The following is a 22,925-nucleotide window of genomic DNA, read 5'->3' as shown; positions in this document are numbered from 1 at the left end:
AGCGAGCTTCTACAGAACCCTGATTCGCAAGTCGCTGAGGACCTACGACAATGTGTTTGCAGCGTCGATGCCCTTACCGCCACTCTCCGCCTTGATGCATAGAGGACCGCCTGTTGATCATTAACATTCCGACAGCTGATGAGTTGACCGAGCGCGCAGACGCGCTGCTACAACTCTCATATTCGATGGTGTCTAAGCTTTACGAAAACCAGCGGGAAGAATGGCGTCAGGATGCAGATGATGAACAGTTGCGGGAGTATTGGGAGAAATGCGCACCGTCGCTGGCGAACGCGCTGGCACTGCTGCAACAGGCTCACGAGTTATATCTAAAGGGGAAAATTGCGGCGGTCAGTCCTTATCTCCTGCTAGCTCGCGAGCCCCAGCACTGGCCCAAGAAGAGCGCCTTAGAGGACATCAGCTTCTCCGAGTTTCTGACCGTGGGCGCCTCCGAGTTGCCTCGCCTTCATGACATGGTTTGTACGCCTCGCCTTGATAGCAAGACACAAACCTTCCTGAATACCATCCGCGAACGCCGCAACATGTTCGTTCATCAGGGCCATGCACCTACCGCTAGTGCGGCGGAGCTTTTCGAGGCAGCTCTGATTACACACAAGTGGGCACATCCTGACACGCCGTGGTTTGAGGCGCGTCAAGCGTACCTCAACGATGATCATCTCTCAGCACTCTACAGTTCTGATCATGTCATGGCCAACCTTCATGGCGAGTTCGCGGAGTTGCTGGCGGAGCTAAAACCTGCGTCATTCAAGCAGTTACTTGGCTTCGACAAGAAATCACGCTGGTTCTATTGCCTAAACTGTGAAAGGCAGATGGGGGACTATGGCGAAGCTGAACTCACCGCTCAACTGGGGGCGACTGAGCAGGAATCAGTGGTGAACTGTTTGGTGTGTGGGGAATGTACACCAGTGCTTCGTAGGAAATGTTACGATCCAGATTGTAAATCGATTGTGCATGCTGTGTCCACAGAGAGGTGGGACGAGACTTGCCTTATATGTCGGACTGATGAGCACTTTGAAGTACGGAAAGCTGAGCAAGAGAGTATTTTTGGATCGATGGTCACATGGGATTTGACGCCAACAGAAAGATAGTCATCAAACGCTATAATTTGCACTGCTGATCTGGCCGTGATCGCATGTCGCTCTGCGCCTTTGCTCGCATAGAGAACGTAGGCGGCACCGCTTAAGGAAGACACAGATCCCTATCGAGATGTTGAGCGACCGGCTCTAGGGCCGACCCGTAAAAGCTCATTATTTTCCTTGCTGCCACCTTAAATGTGCTCAAAACACTATGCAGCCTGATACGGAGCGCTCACAGTCTCCCGCTAGATCGCTTCCTCAACGATGGTCGCGGCCTCGGAAAGGCTCCGCGAACAGTATTGCAAACCGTATGAGTCAGTGCAAGATTTGGCGCATTGCGTACGGACTTTTCTAGGTTGTAACTCTGTTGTAAACAGCGGGCATTGAGATCAATCCGCCAACGCATTCGGATGAGCAGTGGCCACATTCATCGTTACATTTTTGGTTGCGCCAGCGGTATTTCTAATAGGCTGGTATTTCAGCAAACCATTGCCGTCAGAATTTGGCACCTACCGGCTGATCGACTGGCTGTCTGTTATTGCCTTTTTCATGGGATATCTTGGACTAGTATTCTCAGGGTATGCTGCGCTTGGCGTTAAGAGGCTTTCTGATCGTTATTTCGCTCGTGTTCGCCTACCTGACTTGCGCAGGAAGATTGACAAATTAGCCCCACAGCTAGGGGATATCGCGGAGATGCCTGCCGATCAGGCTATTATGGCACAGGTGTTTTCTGAAGTTTCCGTACAAGTCGCTGCTCTCCAACGGTTGAACGGCTTCAAAAATAGAAAGCTCGCGGCGTCGATAATCTCTAAAAATCGCAAGGTCACAAAGTGGCTTTCTGCAAATCGATCAGCAGGCACGCTTCTCAACGAATGTGATGCAATGTGGGATCTTTTCAGAGAGCTGAACGAGATTAGCCTGCACGTCAGCACCTCGATTGAGGAAGAGAAAGCAAAATGATGGTTTACACGCAACACGATTGGATCAGGGCTGTTTCGAAGTTGACTGAACTCACGTCGAAGCAGCAGATCAAATGGGATGTAGCTCAACAGTATGAGGACGTAAGCAATGAAAAAGTCGACAAGGCATATGAAGCTAAGCACCAGAAAAATAGGTATGTCCTAAAACAGGTTCAGAGGCAGGAGTGGTACGATTCTGGGCCAGAAGATTACGCATGGAGTGGCCCATATTACGCGTTAGAGATTTACCAACACGTCAACCCTTTTCAAGAAGATTTGGTAACGACCGCACCAAGTATTCAGATAGTTAGAGAGCTGTTCAACAAGGTACAGTCTTTGCATATTTATCGACTTGGCGTGCTGGATGACCTCCTTAAATCCGACGACTCGAATTAACTCCACAGCTTTTGTAAATCGATATCTCCGCTGGCCGACTTCTTGTCGTCCAGAAGCCTAAGCGCCGATCCCGCTGTCGAATTCTACGGTGCTCTTAGTCTATGCTATGAGCCGAATCGTACAGAGCAAGAGACCTTACATGCCCCTGTTTCATCCACGCGTTTTGAAGAAGCACCTTCAGCAAGCGATACAACCTACAACAGCTCAAAGAGCGATATTACAGTCATGGGCAGCGAACCTCGCTAAGGGGCTTTATGACAGCGAAACTAAGAATGACGGACAGTTCATCGAGCATATACTGGTTCAGCTGCTAGGATATCGACAAAGCGGCACGTCACCTGAGGCCTGGACCTTAGTCAAGAACCAGCCCATTGGACCAGGGAATGCAGACGTTGCCCTTGGGCATTTCGATCCGTCTAAAGATGCAATTGTCGCCCCATTCGAGTTAAAAGGGGCGAAGACCCACGATCTTGATGCAATTATGCCGGGGCGAAACAAGACGCCTGTGCAACAGGTCTGGGAATACGCAATGGATGCAAAGGGAGCTAAGTGGGCTCTCGTTTCAAATTTTTCCGAAATCCGACTATATGCCGTGGGATATGGCCGGAAGGACTATGAGCTTTTTGATCTTACCAAACCGGATGATGTTCAAGCTATAATAAAACTCGTACTACTTCTCTCCGCAGAAAATTTGTTGTCCGGCAATACTTTGTCTCTACTCGTAGAGAGTGCACTTGTTGAAAAAGAAATCACAGACGCGTTATACCTAGATTATCGGGAACTTCGCACTAAGCTGATTTCATACATTTCAGCGTCGTCCGCATCGCTTCCAATGCTCGACGTCGTAACCTTCGCCCAGACAATTTTGGATCGTGTCCTCTTCATCGCATTTGCTGAAGATCGAAGTCTGCTGCCAAGAGAAACCTTGAAGAAGACATTTGAAGCGTCCAACCCATTTGCTCCCCAGCCAGTGTGGACGAACTTCAAAGGCCTATTCGCAGCAATCGACAAAGGGCGTACCGACCTCAAAATTCCGGCCTATAACGGCGGCCTCTTCGCCCCAAACCCGCAGCTAGATGCGATCGAACTAAGTGATTCGCTTTGTGAGGGATTCAAGGCGATTGGCGGTTACGACTTCGACAGCGAGGTGAGCGTTAATATTCTAGGACATATTTTTGAGCAGTCCATCAGCGATATTGAGGAGATCAAGCTGGCAGCGGTGGGAGCGCCAGCGCCAACCAAAATAAAGCGCAAGAGGGACGGCATATTCTACACACCGCCGCAAGTAACTAGATACATCGTTGAAAAAGCTGTTGGCGGTTGGCTTAGCGAACGAAAGGGAGAGATCGGCTTCTCGCTTCTGCCAGAGCTGACGGACGCTGACTACAAATCCATAACAGTCGTCCAAAGCGGAAAAAATGCAGGACAAGTTCGCTATAACAAGAATGTAGAAGCGCATATCAAAGCGTGGGAAGCATATGATAAAGCTCTCAGAGATATCCGTATTATTGATCCAGCGTGCGGATCTGGAGCCTTTCTGAATGAGGCTTTTGACTTTCTATACCGTGAAGGTCAGACGATAAATTCACAATTAACCACGTTACACGGTGGCCAGTTGCGTCTATTCCGCTGGGACACCCATATTTTGAACGAGAACTTGTACGGTGTAGACATCAACTCCGAGTCGGTCGAGATCACAAAACTTTCCTTATGGCTGAAGACAGCGAACAGAGCTGAGAAGCTGACTTACTTAGACAACAGCATCCAAAGTGGAAACTCACTTATTGATGACTCAAATCTCGTTGGCGAAGCAGCGTTCCACTGGGAAGCAAGATTTGATAGTATAATGAAAGCGGGTGGTTTTGACGTTGTCATTGGCAATCCCCCTTACGTTCTCTCTCGCGATAATACACTAGACAAGATAAAGGAATATGTTCGTCAAAAATACGTTATGCATGACGACAAGATAAATCTATATATTTTATTTATCGAGAAGAGCATTAGCATACTAAAGAAAAATGGATTTTTATCTTTTATAATTCCTAATTCTTTTCTTGGGATTGATTCAGCAAAAAAGACTAGAGAGTATCTGGTCTACAACACAACGATACAATCCGTAGTCAATATTCTAGGTCCGACATTCAAGGAAGCCAGCGTCGAGGCGATGGTGTTCTGTGCGAAAAAAGAGCAGCCCAGCAATCATCTCGTCGAAGCAGGTACGGTTGCAAGTGCACGCGACGTTGAGCTTCCTCTATCGAAAATCCCACAACAGGAGTGGCTAAAAACTCCTAACGTGATTTTTGATTTGAAGAGTGATGAAGCCGACCGAAAGCTGTTGGAGAAACTTTCCCTTGCACCGAAATTGTGTGAGTCGTTTCACGCAAAGGCGGGGCTACAGGCATACGAGAAAGGTAAAGGGACTCCGCCACAGACCTCGGAAGACGTCAAGAGTCACCCCTTTGACGCCGATCATAAGTTAGATGCAACGACTTATCGCTATCTGAATGGCGGTGACGTTGGAAGGTACGAACTTAACTGGTCGAAACAATGGCTTCGCTGGGGTCCATGGCTATCGCAGCCAAGGGATATGTCGCTCTTTAGTGGTGAGCGAGTTCTCGTTCGGGAGATAACAGGACGATATCCTAAGTCGATTATGAGCACCTATGTAAATGAGACGTACCTCAACAATAAAAGTATAATAAATATCATAAAGAAAGATAGCAATTCTGACATGGTTTATCTTTGTGGCCTTTTGAACTCAAAGCTCATGTCATTCTTCCATTCAAGGCGGGCAGTGAAAGCGAACAGGAATATATTTCCAAAAGCAGTGGTTGCGGACATTAGAAATTACCCAGTCATTGTTCCTGATGTCGATGTACGAGAGAAGATAAATGATCAGGTAAAATCGATCATCGCCAACATCGCGAGTATGAATAAGCTAGATCAGTCGTTCTTAGCTTTACTTACCGCTGATTTTGGCGGGATACGGCATTCCGAGAAATTGATCTCTTGGTATAATTTGACCCCCCAGGAGTTGATTGGTGAATTGGAGAAGCAAAAAAAGAAACTCACTTTAGCAAAAAAAGCGGAATGGCTCGACTATCATCTTGAACAGGTCAAGGCACGTAGGCTTATCGAAGAGAACGTGCAATCCGCAGAAGCGGACATAGACGATAAGATAAATGACATCTATGGGTTGTCTACCGACGAAGTCGCTTTGCTAGGTACCGTTGCGCTCCCCGATGCGCCTTTATCTGACCCGACCTTATAGTTACACGCTTGGGATTTCCCATTGCGTGCTCTGCGGCAGCGTGCAATGCAGAGACACAAAAGGGGGACATTGTGTCTCCCTTGCCATCCCGGAAAGCACGGTTCTAAGGCTTTTGGGCGATGGTGGGCGCTCCCTCCGGGCCCACCATTTCGTTCAAAAACTTAGAAAAATTTCCGAAACTCTCACTGGCGCATCGGCTACAAAACTGGCTACACGCGCTGTAAGAGGCGCGAATTTCTGGAAATCTCTGTGGGCTTGTACCGCCTCAAGCATTCATAGCTCAGGAAGCCAAATCCTCGTCTGCATCTTCAGTCCCCTTTTTGGGGATTGTTGCACCCCAACCCATGGCTCGATGCGTGTTAATCCTAGATTCTTGAGCCAACAGCGTAAGCGCGTCGCGTGCCTTGCCAACAATCGTCTTCATTGGCTCGCTGGCATTGGCAATGCGGGAATATTGGAAGACGCCGATCAAAATCGCGCGGAGTTCATCTCCCTCGTATGCTTTGAAGATCCGCACATATTCCTCAACTGGAGCTGAACTAAGCGTCGATAAAGTCTCGTCGCTGAAGGCTTGGTCATTAAGCTGCAGGAAAATCTGATCGATGTGCCGAGGCTCTTTCATCGCGAGACGAGCTTGATCGAGCCGATTTTCGACTTCCTCATCCAAAGCTTCGTGCCGGAGGAAGATGCGGGTTGTATCAAAGGCACCCTTGGCTCCGTCGTTAGCGGATATGTACGCTTCGATTACACTTGGCACCAAATCATCCATTTGGAAGCTCCTAAGGAGCGAAACCACGCCATGGAGATGCTCGGCAGATAAAAAGGCAGCCTCATCTTTGAAAGTTTGGGCTATCCCAACGATTACTTCCTCGCCCGACCTGAACGAATAATGCAACCGCCCCCATGCACTTTGAAAGCGGGCGGTTGCTTCTTGTTGAAGAACCCTGTTGTTGAGTTCAGATGCGTGTAGGTCTATCCGCTCCTGCGTGAAGTACCCGTCTGCTATTCCGTCCATCAGCGCGAGATCGAAGTCATCTACGTGTGTGAATCCATACGAGTCCAGTCGAGCAGCCCACCTCATCTCCGTTGGCGACAACTCATTTTCGGCGTCACTCATGGCGAGGCGCGAATGCCGTTTGAGGAATTCGAGAGTCGGAGCGATTTCAGGTTGATGATTCATCCAACCAAACACGACAATCGACGCTACCACGTTTCTCAATACATCAGCTTTGTAGGCGGCTAGGAAAGGCACGATCTGCACTACCGCGCTATGAATTTTCGCGATGACGCGGATATTGTCGATGCCAAGCTCGGCGCATCGTTCCCGGACCAATTGACTTATCTCATCGTCGCCGGGGATCGCAATGCTGGCGCTTTCTTGCGGCGTGGGAGAGAACAGCACATTGCGGTCCATAACCTTCTCCAGATAAGCGTTGAACTGCTGTTTATCAGGCCCTTCCAACGCCTCGTCATTTAGGAGCAGCGCGATCTTACATTCTCGTTCTTCTCTCAAATAAGAGATGAATCCGAGCACGTCGCCACTGCTAAGCTTCGAACCTTTTCGCTCCAGGTCGTCGATGCAGATAATCTGACTGCTGGTAAGCAGGCCAAGGGCGGAAACAATTGTCTCCGTGCGGCTTCCAAAAAGCCCTTGCATGCCGGTCAATATCGCTTTCTTAGCGCCTCGCTCCGCAGACCCGATGGCGTCATTCATCGTCGCAAAACTCGTAATATCGCCGATTTGCGCCCTGACAACGGTATTCTGAAGAATTTGGGCCTTAAGTTCGCCGATGGAATTCAAACCAAATAGCGAGGTGTAAGCATACTCGTTAAGTGCGACACCGTTTGGGATTTCGCGCTGGGCACGCGCTACCGCTTTCCAATTGTGCGTTTTTCCCGTTCCCCAATGGCCTCGAATGCACAAAACTTCAGGTTTTGGAGAAGCGAGGAATTCCTTGATTGCTGCCTTCGCGCTCTCGACTGACATAGATCAACTCTCAGATCAAATTTGTCGATGTGGAACGAAGCTAATGTCTACGTGTGCAAATTGCCAGTGGCCACACCCCTCATGCGGGGCAAGGTCAAGGGCGACCCGTTACAGTCAGCTCTTCTAATTTGATAGGCCCGGCGTAGAAGCCGAATTTCCCTGTCGCAGGTTGTTCTCCCTATAAACTTAAGCTCTCTACTGGTTGGAAGGACTTGCGACAGGACTTCTGCCTTGTTTTCCAAAGCCCTGTTAGTTGCCGCTTGCTGTTCTTTTGCCGTGGAACCCAAGCGTTTCAATTCGACCTGACCCCGTGCGCGGATATGGCATCCGCGCCTCAGGGCGCCAACGACATCTGTAGGCGTAGCCGAGGCAACCTTGATCGTGGCAGCGAGTGCCGGCAAAGGGTTTTTCAACCAATGACAAAATCTTGATCGACACCGTCAGTTATCGGGAGGCTTCATCGGCCCTACTTGCCAGAATTATTCGGTCACTCTGCACAGTGAGGGATGGGGAGATGCTTCAAACTCGCAAACTATCGGCAGCCATGGCAGCCGTCTTCGTCATTGCCATGTCGGCATCGTCGTGCACCACGAGTTCAAACGACTCGGTGCAGACGGGTTCGGTCGGCTATACCGCTCAGAGCGCAGATTTTGCCCTTCGGCCTGCCTGCCGCGATGGATTCGGCAATGATCGTCCGTGCAGTTATTAGCGCTGGAAAATTAGAAGTCTGATTGCTGCGGCAATTTGTTTCCGGCGATGGCCAGTATCACACGACTTCGTCCGGCGGCATCATGCCCAATCGGTGTACATTTCTAATAGCTGCAAGAACGCCCATCGCTCGGCCTGAACCCACCGCCACACGCCGGATTAAGCGGCTGACGCTCATAATAACCGCCGCCGACCGACGACGTCTGGTCGAGACTTCCGGACGAAGTGCAGCCCGAAATGATCGTGGCAAGGCTGATCAGCGTTCCGGTCGCGATAAATGCGAAAAATCGGTTCATCTGAGCTTCTCCTTCGGAGGGCATGGTTTTACCCCAAGCGGGCAATCTACCACGCCACGGCGACCACAGACGAGGATTTATCGTGGCTGACGGCCCTCGGCGGCCCGTTCTAACGCCAATGTGATCACCTTTTAGGCCAGCCCCGACCAAGCCATGCACCGTCACATAACTGTCATGCAAAATTGCCCATTGTTATGGCAGCCTGGGCAAAATATATGCTGCCAGCTAACAAAAAAAAGAATGAGTAAACTGCCATGAGTGCCATACAGAAACTTTTCAACCGCAATCTCCTCACCCGTTTTGTCGCCGGTCTCGGCGCTGTTCCCCAACGTATTCGGAACGCACGCGAGGAGCGGAAGCCCGCCATCCATCCGTCCTTCATGGACGATTTCGGCGCCTAGCCGGACGATTGGCGCGGTCATCGATCGGCGTCCCGCGCGAGAGCGACCTCACATATCCCTGCAATGACATCGGATGTTGAAGCCGTCAGCGGCTCCTGATCAGGCCGCAGCGGAAAACTCCTTCCGGAACCAGATCCGGTCGACGGGCCGGCCTTCGGCATGCCCGCTGACCCTGCCGAATTCGACATATCCGAGCTTCGGGTAAAAGTCCGGCGCCTGGGTCGAGAGTGTGTCGACGCAGGCCATGACGGCGGCGCGGCGGCGGCCTTCCTCTTCCGCCGCCGCCATCAGCTTCCTGCCGATGCCGCTCAGGCGCAGCGATTGCGCGACCCACAGATTGCCGATGAAAAGAACAGAGAATGAAACGGACGCCGTTATCCCGCCGGCAAGCCCTCCGTTCTCCCGCCAGACGATGGCGAAGGCCTCACGTCTGATCTCAGCGCTCTCGTTGAAGGCGTTCAGGCCGTCGGAAATCGCGGTGGCGATCTCGGGCGGGACGGGATCGAGCGTTTCGAACATTGCTTCCTCGTCGTCGATGGTCGCCACATGATAGCGAGCCTTCGGTTTCGGTCCAGCCGTTGCGGCTTTTAAAGGGCGGCAGACGCCCTCCGGGTTCAGCCCCCACGCATGCCCCCGCAGATTTTTCTCTCGCTACGCATGCGCCTGTCTTTTCCGCCGTAATAGCTTCACAATCAACCGACAGAAAGCTGTTCCGGGAAACGACAACCAAGGAATGAAAACATGGCGCCGATCTATACCAAAACTGTCCTGATGACCGCCCTTCTGGCACTGCCGCTCGCCGCCTCGGCGCCCGCCTTCGCGCAGGAGGCAAAGCCGCGCGAGCCGGTGATTTCGGTGACCGGCGATGGCGAATCCTCCGTCGCTCCCGATATGGCCATCGTCAATCTCGCCGTCGTCAAGCAGGCTAAAACCGCACGCGAAGCGCTCGACGAGAACAACAAGGCGATGAACGACGTGCTTGCCGCGCTGAAGAGCGGCGGCATTGCCGAACGCGATCTGCAGACCTCCGGCTTTTCCATCCAGCCGCAATACAATTATCCGCAGCCGGTCGACGGCCAGCAGCAGCAGCCGCAGCTAATCGGCTACCAGACCATCAATTCGGTCACCGTCAGGCTGCGCGATCTCGCCAAGCTCGGCGCGGTGATCGACCAGTCCGTCACCCTCGGCATCAACCAGGGCGGCGAAATCCAGTTCACCAACGACAAGCCGGACGCCGCGATCGAAGAGGCACGCAAGGCCGCGGTCGCCGATGCCGTCAAGAGGGCAAAGACGCTGAGCGAAGCCGCCGGCGTCAAGCTCGGCCGCATTCTCGAGATCAACGAGAATGTGCCGCGCGCCATGCCGCAGCCGGTCTATCGCGCCACGATGATGAAGGAGGCCTCCGACGCCGCCGTTCCCGTCCAGGGCGGCGAGAACAATTACAATGTCAGCGTCACCGTGACCTTCGCGATCGAACAGTAATCGTTACAGCGCCGCGTGTCTTTTTCAGATGCGCGGCGCTCAGGCTGCTGACAAAGTCGGCCAGTGACCTTCGTCATGCTCGGGCTTGTGCCCCAAGCATTTGCCTCGGTTGATCCTCGGCACAAGACCACTGCTGTCCGGTTCGCGCCGGCGGCTGCCGCTCACAAAGCAAGACCCCTCCCCAACCCCTCCCCACAAGGGGGAGGGTTAGCCTGCGGCACTGTCGCACTTCGACCGCACTCGCTGTTGCGTTGATCGCGTGGCGAGGCGGTGCGGCACGTTAGCCCCTCCCCCTTGTGGGGAGGGGTTGGGGAGGGGTCTTGGATTCATACACAAGGCCCGCGATGATGCCGGAGGAAAGAGCGTAGTCAGACTGAACGCAAAAGAAAACCGCCCTTGCCGATCCGGGGAGACTGGCAAAGGCGGTTCTTAGCCGCCGCATCGGGGAGACGGGGCGGCGTTTTCTTCCATTGATTAGCGGCGGCGCAGAGCGGGGCAGCCGCGCACATTGCCGAAGCTCATTTCATCTTGGCCGCGACGCGTCCAACCCTGGACGATCACGCGGCGCGGCGTGATGTCGACGACCCGGGCACGACGAAAGCCGTAATCGCGAGCAAGGTTTTCGGCGAGCTGCGGATTGCAGCCGCGCGACGGCCGGCCATAGCCCGGCCCCGGAGGCGGACGGCGGTAATCCTGCGGCGGACCACGGTCCGGCTCGCCAATAATGATATTCAACTGGGCGGCGGCCGGGACCACCGTGCCGGCAAGAGTGCCGGCTGTCAGCATGACGGCAAGACCCGCCTTTGCCAGAAACTGCATCATCGAAAAACCTTTCGTTTGAAAGTCGGTGCGGTCGAGCCGCCCTACCATTACTCCGCATGACGCCGAAGCGTCATTTGGGAATCACTCATACAGGTCAGAGAAGAGACGGCTGAAAGTGTCACCGTCAAGGCAAAAACAGACCGGAAGCGCCGCATCGGCGCCTCCGGCTGCAGTCCTCAGCGCCGGATCAGCGGGCAGCCGCGGACATTCGCGAAGGTGATCCTGTCCCAGCCGCGACGGTCGCGCCCTGCGACGACGACGACCCGCGGCGACATGCGGGTGATATGGGCTCTCCGCAGGCCGAAATCACGCGCCTTGCGCACAGCGTGCATCGGCGAGCAGCCGCGGATCGGACGGTGATATTGCGCCTCGACGACGAAGTTCGTCTGCGGTCCGGCGGCGGCCGCCGTGGAAACAGTGGCCGGAATGGTGCAGAGGGCGAGCAGAGCGGCAAGCGAAGCCTTGGTCAGGAAATGCGTCATGGGATGTCTCCGTCGATTGGTATTACCTAAGCTCTCCCTTCAGGGATTGTCTCGACAGTAGACCCAGCAAACTGAATGGCGTTCGAACCGAGCATTCAGTTTGCATTCACAAGGATTAACTCTTTCATGAGCTGAGATGCAACACGACTTCCCGCCGATGCGGCCGGTCTCGATGTTCAAAGAGATAGAGCCCCTGCCAGGTGCCGAGCATCAACCGCCCCCTGGCGACGGGAATGCCAATCGAGACCTGCGTCAGCGCCGCCTTGATATGCGCCGGCATGTCGTCCGGCCCCTCCGCTCTGTGCACGATCCAGCCCATGTCAGGATCGGAGGCCGGCGGCACGAGGCGGCGGAAGAAGGCGAGAAGATCGGTGCGCACATCGGGATCGGCATTTTCCTGGATCAGCAGCGAACAGGAGGTGTGGCGCACGAAGACCGTGAGAAGCCCCTCCTCCCGCCCCGACGCGCTGACGAAGGCCTCCGCCTGGTGGGTGAACTCGTAAAGGCCCTGTCCGCGTGTGGACAAGGTAAGCATCGTCTGGGGCAAGGCGCTCTCCCGCTTCGAGATGACATCTCTCGCGAGTTGGCGCGCTGCTCGGCGCAAGTCAAGTTTGCGCGTGCAAGTCAATCTTGCCGGGGCAAAGTCAAGCTTGCCCGGGCGATCAGAGCCTGAGCAGCGTCTCGAAGCCGCCGTAGATCATCCGCTTGCCGTCGAATGGCATCTGCCACTGGTCGCCCTTGAGCCTGGGATCATCCATCACCTTGGCATTGATATCGTCGCGTTCCTGGCGCGAGCCGTAGACGATCCAGGAAAACACCACCACCTCGTCCTCCTTCGCTTGCACGGCGCGGGGAAAGGAGGTCAGCTCGCCATAAGGAACGTCGTCGCCGATGCATTCGACATATTCGAGCGCGCCATATTCCTTCCAGATCGAGCCGGCGAAGGTCGAGAATTCCTTGTAGGCCTCGATATTCTCCTTCGGCACCGCCACGATGAAACCATCGACATAGGACATCTCGCTCCTCCTTTGCGTCTCTGCGCCTTGTTATCGCGGAGGAGATAGGACGGCGGCCAGGCAGGTCCAGGGACGAAGCGCTCAACCGCCTTTTCATCTCGGATTTGCGCCGCTGTCGATCGTCCATTCGATTTGTGAGGTTTGACCCCGATCCGGTTTTCCGCTTTACCGGCTTTGCAGAGCAATCCTTCGAGTGAGCATCGGGCGGGACACCATGATTAGAGCGGTCCTTTTTGATCTTGACGAGACCCTCATCGACAAGACGGCTACCGTCCTCGCCTTCCTGCCGCTCCAATATCAGCGGTTTCGTCTTGGCGAGCACGGCGTCGAGGAACAGCGCTACATCGCTGAATTCCTGCAACTGGAGAAGGCCGGCTTGGTCAGAAAGCGCGATCTTTATCCGCGCCTGGCGGAGACATTCGGTCTTCCAAGCGAGCTTGCAGCAGCCCTCTTCCACGACTTCGAGACAGTGTATCCCGGCATGGCTGTTCCCATGTCAGGGGCAAAACAGACCATTTCGGCGCTGAAGCAATATGGCGTTCTAATCGGCGTCGTCAGCAATGGCGAAGGCAATGTTCAGCGACCGAAAATCGCGGCGGCGGGACTGAACGAAGGGCTCGACCTGGTGGTCATTTCAGGAGATATCGGCCTTCGCAAACCGGCGCGGGAAATTTTCGAGCTGGCTGCTGGCCGTCTCGACCTGCCCGTCGACAACTGTCTCTTCGTCGGCGACAATCCCGAGGCCGATATTCTTGGAGCAGACAACGCCGGCATGCATGCCGTCTATTGCGGCCCGAAAGACACCTGGCCCGCTTCGCTGCCCTCGCCGCGGTATCGAATAGAGTTGCTGCCGCAGCTGATAGCCCTTGTCCGCGATCTGAACGCACTCACGGAGGCTTGATAGCGACGAAGCGCCCGCTCCCAAAGGTGACACCCATGCATTTGGCTGCAACCTGATAGCCGCACCCGAGCTTCTGGGCTCGGCCTTGAGAAGGTCGCCCGTTATCCGCTTCGGCCCTATTATGGTCCATTGACCAGCTTGAGGATGAGCTGCTGGATATTGCCGCCATCACCCATTTCGATCTTGTCGAAGTCGCGGCCGCGCTGGCGTTGTCTCTGGGAGATCTCGCCAAGCCGCCGGGTCAGCTCGATCCTGATCTTCTTGCAATCGGGATCGTCGGCAACGGTGAGGCCGATGCTTGTCGCCTCGATCTCCTTGACCATCTCCTTGATGGTCTCGCCATGCACCCGCTCATGCGCCTGCACACCTGATATGAAGGCCTCCCAGCTGCTCTTCACGGCGGCTGGCAGCTCGGCAGATGGTTTCGGCAGCGTATAGCTGATGATGAGCTTCGGCCGGTTGGTCACGATCACGCAGGCATTGCCCTGCGGTTCGTATTTCCTGGTCCAGGTCAGCTTGAACGTCGTATGCGCGATTGCCCGGCCGAAGCCACTGGCCTTCGGCCCACGCTCGCCGATCGATGCATAGAGCCCGGCCCCCGACGTGCCTGATATCGAATATGGCCGCACCTCTTCGACCGCCTGCCACTCGGCCAGCGCCACCGCCGGCACCGACGTGAAAACCGCCGCAAGCATATAGGATAGAAAATTTGTCGTCACGCGCGGCTCCGCCGAATGATGTTTCGGGCCGAACCTAGCGGGAGCGGTCGCCGCTTTCAACGCGTCATGCATGTGCTAGAGCCTTTCCGGGTTAGATTGCAGCATTCTGCCGGAGCAGGTTTTCGTCAGGGCAAAGGCGATTGGCGAAGGGCATACCCCTTGGTACGTCCGAGCCGATCGCCTTTGATCCTGGCGGAAAGATGCCCGGCCCTTCGGGTTGGCTGAAACGGGCCGGCTGATCGACCGGCCGGCTTGGCCGTAGATCTGGGCTACGACGCGCGCCAACCGGTCGACCATCCGACTCCGTTTGAGCCAACAGAATGCTTCAATCTAAACCGGAAAGGCTCTAGCCCTGCAGCGTCTTGACCTTGGTGAGATCGGGGAACAGCCGCATCCACAGGAGCACGACGACGATCGTGCCGAGCCCGCCGACGACGCCTGTGGCGACCGGCCCGAGGGCTGCCGCCATCATGCCGGATTCAAATTCGCCGAGCTGGTTGGAGGTGCCGATGAACAGCGAGTTGACGGCGCTGACGCGACCACGCATTTCGTCCGGCGTCAGCAGCTGCACCAGCGAGCTGCGCACGACGACGCTCACCGTATCGGACGCGCCGATGATGAGGAGCGCTACCGCGGAAAGCGCGATGTTGGTGGAGAGCGAGAAGACGATGGTGGCGACGCCGAACACGGCGACGGCGGCAAGCATCTTGCGTCCGACATTGCTGCTCAGTGGCCGGCGAGCGAGCACGATAGACATGGCGAGCGCGCCGACCGCCGGGGCCGCGCGCAGAAAACCGAGGCCCCAGGGACCGGCATGCAGGATATCGCTGGCGAACATCGGCAGCAGCGCAGTCGCGCCGCCGAGCAGCACTGCGAAGAGATCGAGCGAGATCGTCCCGAGCATCACCGGCCGGCTGCGGATGAAGGAGACGCCGGCAAAGACCGAGGCGAGCGTCACCGGCTCGCGCTTGGCGGGGCTCCATTGCATTCGGATCGAGATGACGTTGAAGCTCGCAACGGCAAAAAGCAGCGCTGCTATGGCAAAGGGCGCGACGGGGTGGAGGCCGTAAAGCAGGCCGCCGAGCGAGGGGCCTACGATCAGCGCCGTCTGCATCATCGAGGTTGAGGTTGCAACCGCCTTCTGCAGCATGGAAGCCGGCACGATGTTCGGCAGCAGCGCCGCCATGGTCGGCCGCTCGAAGGCGACGACGGCGCCGAGCACCGTGACGGCAGCAAGGATGCCGGCCGGTGTCAGCCATTGCTGCCAGGTGGCGACCGCCAGCACCAGCGCCGTCAGCGCTTCGATCAACTGGCAGACGAGCCCGATGCGCCGCCGGTCGAACCGGTCGGCGACATGGCCGACGACGAAGGTCAGCACCGCCATCGGCAGGAACTGGCAGAGGCCGACGAGGCCGAGCGCAAAGGCGCTGTGTGTCTGGTCGTAGATCATCCACCCCATAGCGATGCCAATGGACTGGAAGGAGAGCGAGGAAAAGACGCGGGAGGCAGCGAAGTTCAGATAGCCGGGGTGGCGAAGAACGCTCCCCGGGTTTTGGGATATGTCCATTGCGATGTCACCGGCCGGCTACGGTCGCGCCAGCCTTCATAGAGAGTTTTTAAGTAGGTCGGAGCGGTGTTCTGCCCGAAGGGACGATTTGTCAATCGCAATGAACTGGTGTCACCGGATTGTGTGATACCTCTTACCGTGGTTCCCTGAAAATGCTGAGATAGCCGGGATCGAATTCGGCGATTTCCTGCAGGCGTTCCCAGTCGACAATGGTGATCGTCCGGTTCTCCCAGGTGAACACGCCCTCGCGCCTCAGCGCCTGCAGCGTCTTGTTGAGGTGGACGACGGAAACGCCGAGCACGTCGGCCATCTCGATCTGTGTCAACGGAAACTGGAAACTTGCGCCGCGCGTCCGCTTCACCACCTGCAGCCGCACGAAGAGTTCGCAGACGAGATGGGCGATATGGGCACGCTTGGAGCGCCGACCCATGGCGACGATCCACTCGCGGTGGATGGCGCCATCGACCAGCGTATCGAGCCAGAGCAGCCGGGTCAGATGCGGCATGCGCTCGGTGATCGCCTTGAGATCGGCGTGATCGGCGAAGGCAACATGGCAGGACGACAGCGCAACGATGCCGTGATCCATCTTCTTGATCGGGAAAGCATGCAGATCGACGAAGTCGCCGCCGACGTGCAGTGCGGTGATCTGGCGGCTGCCATCCGCCATCACCTTGTAGCGCGCCGCAAAACCATCGATCAACAGTGTGCTGTAGCCCGGCCGGCTCCCTTCGGAGACGAGATCCTCGCCGGCAGCAAAATACCTGTCTTTGACGATGATCGCTCTGAGATGGCTTTCCTCTTCGGCCGACAGCACATCGCGGCTGCCAAGATTCAGCAGCAGGGATTCAATCACGGGCTTGCCCGCCGGTAGCGCAAGAGTTCCTGATCATTTCGATGCGACCTGTATTTTCTATAAGAATCAATGCCTAGCCTCGGGAACAATTGTCTTCATCTGTGATTTCTCCCTGTGACCCGCAGGAAAAAACATGGCTCGCTATTATTTCGATCTACACAACGGCGAAGGTCCCACGCGCGACGAGCACGGTACCGAGCTCAAATCTCGTGAAGACATTCCGAAAGAGCTGACCCGCATCCTTCTGGATGTGGCCCGCGACGAATTGCCGGCGGGTGATCGCATGACCATCGCCATCACCGTTCGCGACGAAAGCGGCGATCCGGTCACGGTTGCCAGCCTCATCTTCAACAATGAATGGCTCGACGTCTTACGATAGCGGCTGCCGTTTAAGGGCTGCCGACGGTCACTCCTACGCATCAATCCGACTCGGTCGATTGGCGCGACGCTAAGACCCGCCTTCATAGCCGGCAATTAAATTTGACATAGTCTTTTGATTGCTTTGGCCTGGATCGACAGGGATCGCAGCCGGCAAGCCGATCACGGCTATTTCGGAATTTCTTCGAGAATGAGCCGGATTTCCGCAAGCGGCCTACGGCTTTCATCGAAGAGTTCCACCGACATCATATTCAAAGGTGCAGCCGGCAAGCCTTCTGTGGCCATCTCCGCCAACACGCGCCGCGCCTCCGCTTTCGCTGCTTCGACGGATTCAAAATCATATGCCGTCTCGGTCGTCCCGGCGCCATCACGATCGAAAAGTTGAAAGTAGAATTTCGGCACGGCATATCCCCCGCTAGATGAACCTAACGGTCCGGCAGACAACATGTTCCGCCGGAAAGGATTTCAATGTCATGTGCCGCGTCAGAAGGCGCCGGCTTCCGGAGAGGCCATTTCCTCGATACCGTCGACGCGGTCGGGATAGAAGGCGAGATGATCCTTGATGCTGCTGACCGCGGCATTCGGCGCCTCGTAGGTCCAGACGGCATTCTTCGAGCGCTCCCCGCCCGGAATGATGCTGTAATAGGAGGCGTCGCCCTTATAGGGGCAATGGCTGCTATGGTCGGTGCGTTGAAGCAGCGACATGTCCACATCCCTGCGCGGAATATACTGCACCGGCGGATAGGAGGCCTCGCACAGCGTCAGCGCATCGCGCGTATCGGCAATCGTCTTGCCGCCGAGCGTGACGACGACGCGGGAAGGATTGTGCTCGACGGTGATCGGATGATCCGGCCCCGGAATCTTGATCGACTTGTCTGACATTTTTTCTGACATGGGGTTCGTCTCCGGAAGGTATCGGTCCCATGGAGATAGGGCGGACATGCCGCCGGCCCAACACCCGGGGTCAATCTTAGAATTCGAAACGCGGTGATACCGGACTGAGTATCGCCGTTTTCGCCACCACCGGCCAGTGACGTACAAGCGCATCAGCAGCTGTTTCGACCAGGCGGGCGATGTCGTCGCCGGCCGAGACGTGCAGGGCCTCGACAACGATCAGCACCGAGCGCGTCGTCTGCCGCACCGCCGAAAGCCCGCTCTGCCGGTTCGTCCAGCGCCGCGCATGTGCCCTGTGCTCATCGTCTGCGAAGATCACTTCGTTCGCCTCCGGATGCTCGATTTCGCCGACAAAAGTCAGATAGGTCTCGTCACCTTTGGCTCGCCGGACTTCGAGATCGCCAGCGATCTTTTCAGCGTCGAAGACGGCGATCGGAATGGCGAAGGCGAGCGAAATCGCGTTGCAGAGATCGATAAGCGGATGCAGGCGCGGCAGCGCATGTTCCTGGCGGAAGCGGCGCAGCAGCGCCTCGGAAGCGCAGCGATATTGCGTCGGCTTCAGCCCCATGCGGGAAAAGCCGCGCCGCCAGGCCTGGATTTCGGGGAATTCGCCTTCCTGCGCTTTGGCCAGCCGGGCCTCGGCAATCGCGTTGAAGCTTGCGATTGCCGCCTCGACATCGGCATCCGCATCGATCCCTCCCGCATGCAGCGCGCCGGCGCGAAGCTCCGGAAAGGCCTGCCACATGGCATCGGAATGGCTGAACTGCATGGCCTATCTCCCTCCGGCAAGTTTCACGCTACGGCTCCCGGAAAAGGCAAGTCCGAGCACGGCCGCAAGCACACAGGCGATACCGGCGATCTGGCTGAGCCCGACCGGCTCGCCAAGGATGATGAAGGCAAGCATGACGGCGGAAACTGGCGCAACCGCGGTGAAGAGCGCGGCTTCGGTGCCGCTCACCCTTTCTGCCCCCGCATACCACAGCAGAAATCCGCCGACGGTCGGCACCAGCGCATAGTAGACGACGGCGGCGACGGCGCTTGCGGAAATACCATGTGCGAAAGGCGCTTCGAAAATAGCCGGGATGGCGGCAACGATGAAACCGATGCCGGCCATCAGCGTCGACTGGGCCAGCGGCGCAATCTCCGTCTTCAGCCTTTTGTTCAGCAGGATGAACAATCCCTCGCAGACGACCGCCAGGAAGATCAGCGCGTTGCCGGAGAGCGAGCCTCCGGCCGCATCCGGCGTGAAGGCGATCGACAGCACGCCCGCCGTTGCCAGCGCCACGGCAAGAAGCAGGGCACGCTGCGGCCGTTCGCGCAGCAGCAGGATGGAGATTGCGGCCGACACCACCGGCAGCGTGCCGATGATGACGCCGGCATCGGCCGCCGAGGTCAGGCTGAGGCCGGAAATCAGCAGCGTCGTATAACCGACACTGCCGGCCCCGGCCTGAATGACAAGGATAAGGCGGTCATGCCGGGAAAACCTCGGCAGCCGCGCGCCGGTCGCCCGCATCAGCAGGAGAAGGACAGGAAAGGCGATGGCGAAGCGCAATGCGGTGGCGCTGAACGGCGGCAGACCCGAAGCGATGAGTTTGCTTGCGACGACGGTGCTTCCCACAGTCAGCATCGCCAGCGCCAGATAGACATAACCTTGAACCTGCCTCGACATTCAGCGTCTCCTATTGGATGCGCCGAGAAAACAGCAGGAGCCTGTCGGGGTCTTGAACGAAATTGCAGGTGCAAAGCAGCTGCTCAGAGAAAGGCGCCGGCATAGAGGCGCGGCGACAGGCCGTATTTGCGCACGAAGACGCGCGTCATGTGGCTCTGGTCGGCAAAGCCGCTGGCAAAGGCCGCTTCCGCAAGCGGCATGCCCTGAGCGATCAGCCGTCGGGCGATATGGATGCGGGCCTGGACGAGATAGGCATGCGGGGTCAATCCGGTCGCCTTGGCAAAACCGCGCAGCACCTGGAAGCGGCTGAGCCCGCTTTTCCTGGAGAGATCGGCGAGCGAGACGGCGGCAAGCGGATCGTCGTCGATCAGGTCTCGGGCCGCGCGGATCGATGCCGGCACCAGTGGCCGCTCTTCGGCTCCACAACGCTCGCGCATGACATCGGCGACAAGTTGCAGAAGCAGTTCCTCATGCAGCAACTCGTCCGCCGCTCCATCGCCGGTCACCGCGCGAAACAGCGCTTCGAAACGGGCGGCGATCGCCGCATTGCGGATGACGGGATGCGGGATTTCCGATCGTGCTACCCCGCTTTCGGTGATCTCTTGCGACAGACCACTGACGATGGCGGGATCGAAATAGAGGATGCGCCACGACCGCCCCTCGCCGATCGGCGCGCCGTCATGCACTTCGTTCGGATTGACCGTGATGATGTCGCCGGCCTCAGCCTCCACCATGCCGCGGCCGCTGAGCGACGACTGCGCCCCGGCGGAAATCAAACCGATGCCGAACTGCTCATGCGTATGCCGCGCAAAGCTGTGATGCGTTTCCGCTTCTACCGCTTCGACGCCTGCCAGCGCCGAGCGCAGCATCCTGAACTGGTTTTTCAACATTCTCTGTCCGCAGGTCCGATCGCCGGACACTCTGCCAGCCACAGTGAGATGACGCAATCATTGCGGCCAGACTGGCTGGCCTAAAGCATGTCGCGCAAAAGTGTGCAGCGGTTTTGCGATAACGACATGCGTAAAAACAAGGAGCTAAAGCGCGAGGAGCGATCTGAAAGATCGCGACGCGCTTTAGAAGAATTCGTCGAGCAGCTGATAATAATCAAGTCTCGCCGCATCCGTGGCCGGCATGCCGTAACGTTCGAGGAAGGGCTGCACCAGCGCCTCGCCGAAATTGTGGGCGATGCTGCGGCAGGCGAGCGCGATATCCTGATAGCGGTCGGCGACGCCGAGACGACTGCAGTCGATATAACCCGAAAATCCCTCTTTCGACGCGACGAAATTCGGCAGGCAGGCGTCGCCATGGGTGACGACGAGATCCTCGCGGCCAGGCGTCCCGCTTTCGAGTTCGGCAAACAGTGCCTCAGCACTCTTTCCAAGCCGCGTCTCATCGAAATCGGTCTCGTCGACGATGCCGGCCTGCATCCGCGCTTTTGCCGTCGCGATACGTGCCTCCAGCCGGTGATCGAAGGGGCAGGATGCGATCGGCAGGCGATGCAGGTCAAGAAGTGCCGCAGCCAGCAGTTCAACCCTCGCAAGCGGCGTCAGCACTGATGCACTGGCGAGATCACTCCCGGGCAGCGCGCTGATCAGCAACCGGTTGCGCGCACCGTCGCTATCCTCTGCAATGATATCGGGACAGGGCAGACCGGAAGCCTTGACCCAGCGAAGCCTGGCCGCTTCGTCGGCGAGTTCGCCGAAATCACCAGCCTCTTCGACCTTCAGATAAAGCGTCGGCAATCCCGGAGCTTCCAGCCGGAAGACACTTGCGGCGGAGCGGCCGAGCGCATCGCGTTCGAACCGGTATCCAGCCAGACGGGCATCGAGCGCGCTCGCCGACGGCGGTTGATCCTCTTGGAAAATCGACATGATATCCAGGCCATTGATGCTGGCGCACTATCCCGACAAGGCGGGCCACCGCAAGCGGCGCGAGCCCTCTGCGACCTCAATGAACGGTTTCGGCGGGCGCGGCTTCGAGAAGGATTTCGAAAGCCTCTTCCAGAGCAGCCACCAGAATATCGGTCAGCTCGTCGCCCTTGTTTTCCAGGAACAGCGCACTGACGGCCTCGTCCTGATGCTCAAAGAAACGCTCGATCTCGTTCGACATATCATCTGTCCTCTTCTTCACCGGATCATCACGGCTATGGGAAGAAGCTAAAGTGAATTGCTTGCGCGGAGCTTGTAGCGGCGGCGCACCAATACTGAGCGCGATCAATCATGGATAGTCATAAATCGCCCAATCACTTTTGGGAATTACATTCCCGACACCGAATTCAAACGATACGATTTTCGTCGCATTATCGTTCACTTCGCAACTGAACGCCAGCTGGTGCAATTGCTTACCGTCATAGAACGCACTTCGCTTAAGCGCGAGGAAATTGCCATTCGGCAGATCGTATCGAGGCACCTCAATACGACTAGGATCATATGCCGCAGACGAATGAAGGAGCTGTTCTCTAAGCTCGCTCCAGCAAAGCTGACCACCCCTTGTTTGCCGCGGCAAGTTATTCATCGCCGTCTTGACCGTGGGGTCTGAGACAAAGTTGTCGGTAAATAGCGTCTTCGCTTTCGTGAGCTTATTTGATTCCTTTGCCGCTGCGGCCGGTGGCATTGGGGAGGTTGCCGTTGAATTCGTCGACGGCTTCGCCTGCTCGAAATTCGTCTTTGCCTCATCGGGTCCTGTAGCTGCCGGCCCGTTCTTTTCAGGATTGGCCTCAGCAGTCTCTACCTCGGGAAGTTCGATATCTTGCGGCAGCGGATTAGCAGCAGGCATAGTCTCCGGAACCTCTGGCTTTTGGAGTTGCGGCGATTCGACAGGCGGCGCTTCTTTGGATTTTGGCTCAACGACCGGCGGTTTTGGTGCTTCTGCCTGCTGCGGTATACCCCGCTCGCTTTGTTCCGGCGCTGAATCCTTCTCGGCAAATTCGAAGACCGGGCGGGCGACACGTTGTAGCTGGGTAGCGACGGGCGCTTCGGGCAGCTTCGCAGCTTTTGGAGGCGGCGGCGGAGGCGGTGGCGGAGGTGGTGG

The 22,925-nt window shown here is 56.7% G+C and carries 27 protein-coding genes; 9 read left to right on the top strand and 18 right to left on the bottom strand.

The annotated features are described in order from the left end of the window. Positions 1 to 113: 113 nt before the first annotated feature. The 4 genes from GR198_RS29615 (at position 114) to GR198_RS29600 (ending at position 5,720) form a co-directional block, all read left to right on the top strand. Complete coding sequence (locus GR198_RS29615) at positions 114 to 1,106, top strand: hypothetical protein (protein ID WP_164070091.1); 993 nt, start codon at positions 114 to 116, stop codon at positions 1,104 to 1,106. Between the two features lie 405 nt (positions 1,107 to 1,511). Continuing rightward, complete coding sequence (locus GR198_RS29610; protein ID WP_164070090.1) at positions 1,512 to 2,054, top strand: hypothetical protein; 543 nt, start codon at positions 1,512 to 1,514, stop codon at positions 2,052 to 2,054. Then, positions 2,051 to 2,449 carry a hypothetical protein gene (locus GR198_RS29605; protein ID WP_164070089.1) on the top strand — a complete coding sequence of 133 codons (399 nt, stop codon included), beginning with the start codon at positions 2,051 to 2,053 and terminating at the stop codon, positions 2,447 to 2,449. Before GR198_RS29610 ends, GR198_RS29605 begins: the two co-directional genes overlap by 4 nt. Before the next feature lie 139 nt (positions 2,450 to 2,588). Beyond that, positions 2,589 to 5,720 (top strand): Eco57I restriction-modification methylase domain-containing protein, encoded by a 3,132-nt coding sequence (locus GR198_RS29600; protein ID WP_164070088.1) that lies wholly within the window; start codon positions 2,589 to 2,591, stop codon positions 5,718 to 5,720. A gap of 280 nt (positions 5,721 to 6,000) precedes the next feature. Here the strand turns inward: GR198_RS29600 and GR198_RS29595 are convergent, their stop codons facing one another. Beyond that, positions 6,001 to 7,707 carry a hypothetical protein gene (locus tag GR198_RS29595; protein ID WP_164070087.1) on the bottom strand — a complete coding sequence of 569 codons (1,707 nt, stop codon included), beginning with the start codon at positions 7,705 to 7,707 and terminating at the stop codon, positions 6,001 to 6,003. 514 nt (positions 7,708 to 8,221) lie between these two features. Between GR198_RS29595 and GR198_RS36005 the strand changes: the two genes are divergently transcribed. Further along, on the top strand, positions 8,222 to 8,416 hold the full coding sequence (locus GR198_RS36005) for a hypothetical protein (protein ID WP_164052828.1): 195 nt from the start codon (positions 8,222 to 8,224) through the stop codon (positions 8,414 to 8,416). A gap of 103 nt (positions 8,417 to 8,519) precedes the next feature. On the opposite strand, the gene GR198_RS29585 is transcribed toward GR198_RS36005, so the two are convergent. Then, positions 8,520 to 8,711: a hypothetical protein gene (locus GR198_RS29585; RefSeq protein ID WP_164070086.1), complete on the bottom strand. Its 192-nt coding sequence runs from the start codon at positions 8,709 to 8,711 to the stop codon at positions 8,520 to 8,522. A gap of 254 nt (positions 8,712 to 8,965) precedes the next feature. On the opposite strand from GR198_RS29585, the gene GR198_RS35585 reads away from it, so the two are divergent. Further along, on the top strand, positions 8,966 to 9,112 hold the full coding sequence (locus tag GR198_RS35585) for a hypothetical protein (protein ID WP_003541569.1): 147 nt from the start codon (positions 8,966 to 8,968) through the stop codon (positions 9,110 to 9,112). A gap of 99 nt (positions 9,113 to 9,211) precedes the next feature. On the opposite strand, the gene GR198_RS29580 is transcribed toward GR198_RS35585, so the two are convergent. Beyond that, the gene (locus GR198_RS29580) at positions 9,212 to 9,658 is read right to left on the bottom strand and encodes a GNAT family N-acetyltransferase (protein ID WP_164070085.1); all 447 of its coding nucleotides are present in this window, start codon (positions 9,656 to 9,658) and stop codon (positions 9,212 to 9,214) included. A gap of 195 nt (positions 9,659 to 9,853) precedes the next feature. Here GR198_RS29580 and GR198_RS29575 point away from each other — a divergent pair, with 195 nt between their 5' ends. Next, on the top strand, positions 9,854 to 10,594 hold the full coding sequence (locus tag GR198_RS29575) for an SIMPL domain-containing protein (RefSeq protein ID WP_164070084.1): 741 nt from the start codon (positions 9,854 to 9,856) through the stop codon (positions 10,592 to 10,594). A 474-nt stretch (positions 10,595 to 11,068) separates the two neighbouring features. On the opposite strand, the gene GR198_RS29570 is transcribed toward GR198_RS29575, so the two are convergent. The 4 genes from GR198_RS29570 to GR198_RS29555 all read right to left on the bottom strand — a co-directional run bounded on the left by GR198_RS29570 (position 11,069) and on the right by GR198_RS29555 (position 12,914). Next, positions 11,069 to 11,416 carry a hypothetical protein gene (locus GR198_RS29570; RefSeq protein WP_131624047.1) on the bottom strand — a complete coding sequence of 116 codons (348 nt, stop codon included), beginning with the start codon at positions 11,414 to 11,416 and terminating at the stop codon, positions 11,069 to 11,071. Positions 11,417 to 11,592: 176 nt separating this feature from the next. Further along, a complete protein-coding gene (locus tag GR198_RS29565) occupies positions 11,593 to 11,898 on the bottom strand; it encodes a hypothetical protein (RefSeq protein WP_003541573.1) in 306 nt (101 codons plus the stop codon). 124 nt (positions 11,899 to 12,022) lie between these two features. Beyond that, the gene (locus GR198_RS29560) at positions 12,023 to 12,445 is read right to left on the bottom strand and encodes a secondary thiamine-phosphate synthase enzyme YjbQ (RefSeq protein WP_164070082.1); all 423 of its coding nucleotides are present in this window, start codon (positions 12,443 to 12,445) and stop codon (positions 12,023 to 12,025) included. 115 nt (positions 12,446 to 12,560) lie between these two features. Then, entirely contained in the window at positions 12,561 to 12,914 is a 354-nt protein-coding gene (locus GR198_RS29555) for a DUF1428 domain-containing protein (protein WP_164070080.1), read from the bottom strand. Between the two features lie 214 nt (positions 12,915 to 13,128). On the opposite strand from GR198_RS29555, the gene GR198_RS29550 reads away from it, so the two are divergent. Next, a complete protein-coding gene (locus GR198_RS29550) occupies positions 13,129 to 13,815 on the top strand; it encodes an HAD family hydrolase (RefSeq protein ID WP_164070078.1) in 687 nt (228 codons plus the stop codon). Positions 13,816 to 13,934: 119 nt separating this feature from the next. Here the strand turns inward: GR198_RS29550 and GR198_RS29545 are convergent, their stop codons facing one another. The 3 genes from GR198_RS29545 to GR198_RS29525 form a co-directional block, all read right to left on the bottom strand. Continuing rightward, positions 13,935 to 14,606 carry a DUF922 domain-containing Zn-dependent protease gene (locus GR198_RS29545; protein WP_164070077.1) on the bottom strand — a complete coding sequence of 224 codons (672 nt, stop codon included), beginning with the start codon at positions 14,604 to 14,606 and terminating at the stop codon, positions 13,935 to 13,937. Positions 14,607 to 14,880: 274 nt separating this feature from the next. Beyond that, positions 14,881 to 16,101, bottom strand: coding sequence for an MFS transporter (locus GR198_RS29530; protein WP_164070076.1), 1,221 nt, complete (start codon positions 16,099 to 16,101; stop codon positions 14,881 to 14,883). 133 nt (positions 16,102 to 16,234) lie between these two features. Next, positions 16,235 to 16,954: a Crp/Fnr family transcriptional regulator gene (locus tag GR198_RS29525; protein WP_029873352.1), complete on the bottom strand. Its 720-nt coding sequence runs from the start codon at positions 16,952 to 16,954 to the stop codon at positions 16,235 to 16,237. 133 nt (positions 16,955 to 17,087) lie between these two features. Between GR198_RS29525 and GR198_RS29520 the strand changes: the two genes are divergently transcribed. Further along, positions 17,088 to 17,333: a DUF6894 family protein gene (locus tag GR198_RS29520; protein WP_003541586.1), complete on the top strand. Its 246-nt coding sequence runs from the start codon at positions 17,088 to 17,090 to the stop codon at positions 17,331 to 17,333. 167 nt (positions 17,334 to 17,500) lie between these two features. Here GR198_RS29520 and GR198_RS29515 read toward each other — a convergent pair whose 3' ends face one another. From GR198_RS29515 to GR198_RS29480, 8 genes are all read right to left on the bottom strand, one after another. Continuing rightward, a complete protein-coding gene (locus tag GR198_RS29515; RefSeq protein WP_131720226.1) occupies positions 17,501 to 17,734 on the bottom strand; it encodes a DUF6894 family protein in 234 nt (77 codons plus the stop codon). 81 nt (positions 17,735 to 17,815) lie between these two features. After that, positions 17,816 to 18,214 (bottom strand): DUF427 domain-containing protein, encoded by a 399-nt coding sequence (locus GR198_RS29510; protein ID WP_011652877.1) that lies wholly within the window; start codon positions 18,212 to 18,214, stop codon positions 17,816 to 17,818. A gap of 88 nt (positions 18,215 to 18,302) precedes the next feature. Beyond that, the gene (locus tag GR198_RS29505; protein WP_164070074.1) at positions 18,303 to 18,995 is read right to left on the bottom strand and encodes a B3/B4 domain-containing protein; all 693 of its coding nucleotides are present in this window, start codon (positions 18,993 to 18,995) and stop codon (positions 18,303 to 18,305) included. A gap of 3 nt (positions 18,996 to 18,998) precedes the next feature. Continuing rightward, the gene (locus GR198_RS29500; RefSeq protein WP_164070073.1) at positions 18,999 to 19,895 is read right to left on the bottom strand and encodes a DMT family transporter; all 897 of its coding nucleotides are present in this window, start codon (positions 19,893 to 19,895) and stop codon (positions 18,999 to 19,001) included. A gap of 83 nt (positions 19,896 to 19,978) precedes the next feature. Then, positions 19,979 to 20,785: an AraC family transcriptional regulator gene (locus GR198_RS29495; RefSeq protein ID WP_164070071.1), complete on the bottom strand. Its 807-nt coding sequence runs from the start codon at positions 20,783 to 20,785 to the stop codon at positions 19,979 to 19,981. Positions 20,786 to 20,968: 183 nt separating this feature from the next. Then, positions 20,969 to 21,766 (bottom strand): APH(3')-II family aminoglycoside O-phosphotransferase, encoded by a 798-nt coding sequence (locus GR198_RS29490; RefSeq protein WP_164070069.1) that lies wholly within the window; start codon positions 21,764 to 21,766, stop codon positions 20,969 to 20,971. A gap of 76 nt (positions 21,767 to 21,842) precedes the next feature. Next, positions 21,843 to 22,112: a hypothetical protein gene (locus GR198_RS29485; protein ID WP_155248939.1), complete on the bottom strand. Its 270-nt coding sequence runs from the start codon at positions 22,110 to 22,112 to the stop codon at positions 21,843 to 21,845. Next, positions 22,113 to 22,925: DUF930 domain-containing protein (locus GR198_RS29480; protein WP_164070067.1), on the bottom strand; the 813-nt coding region annotated here is incomplete at its 5' end. It lies immediately after the preceding gene.

This window comes from Rhizobium leguminosarum (assembly GCF_010668065.1).
Taxonomy (GTDB): Bacteria; Pseudomonadota; Alphaproteobacteria; order Rhizobiales; family Rhizobiaceae; genus Rhizobium; species Rhizobium leguminosarum_S.
The sequence above is the reverse complement of the archived record's forward strand: the minus strand, read 5'-3'. Positions and strand labels throughout refer to the sequence as shown.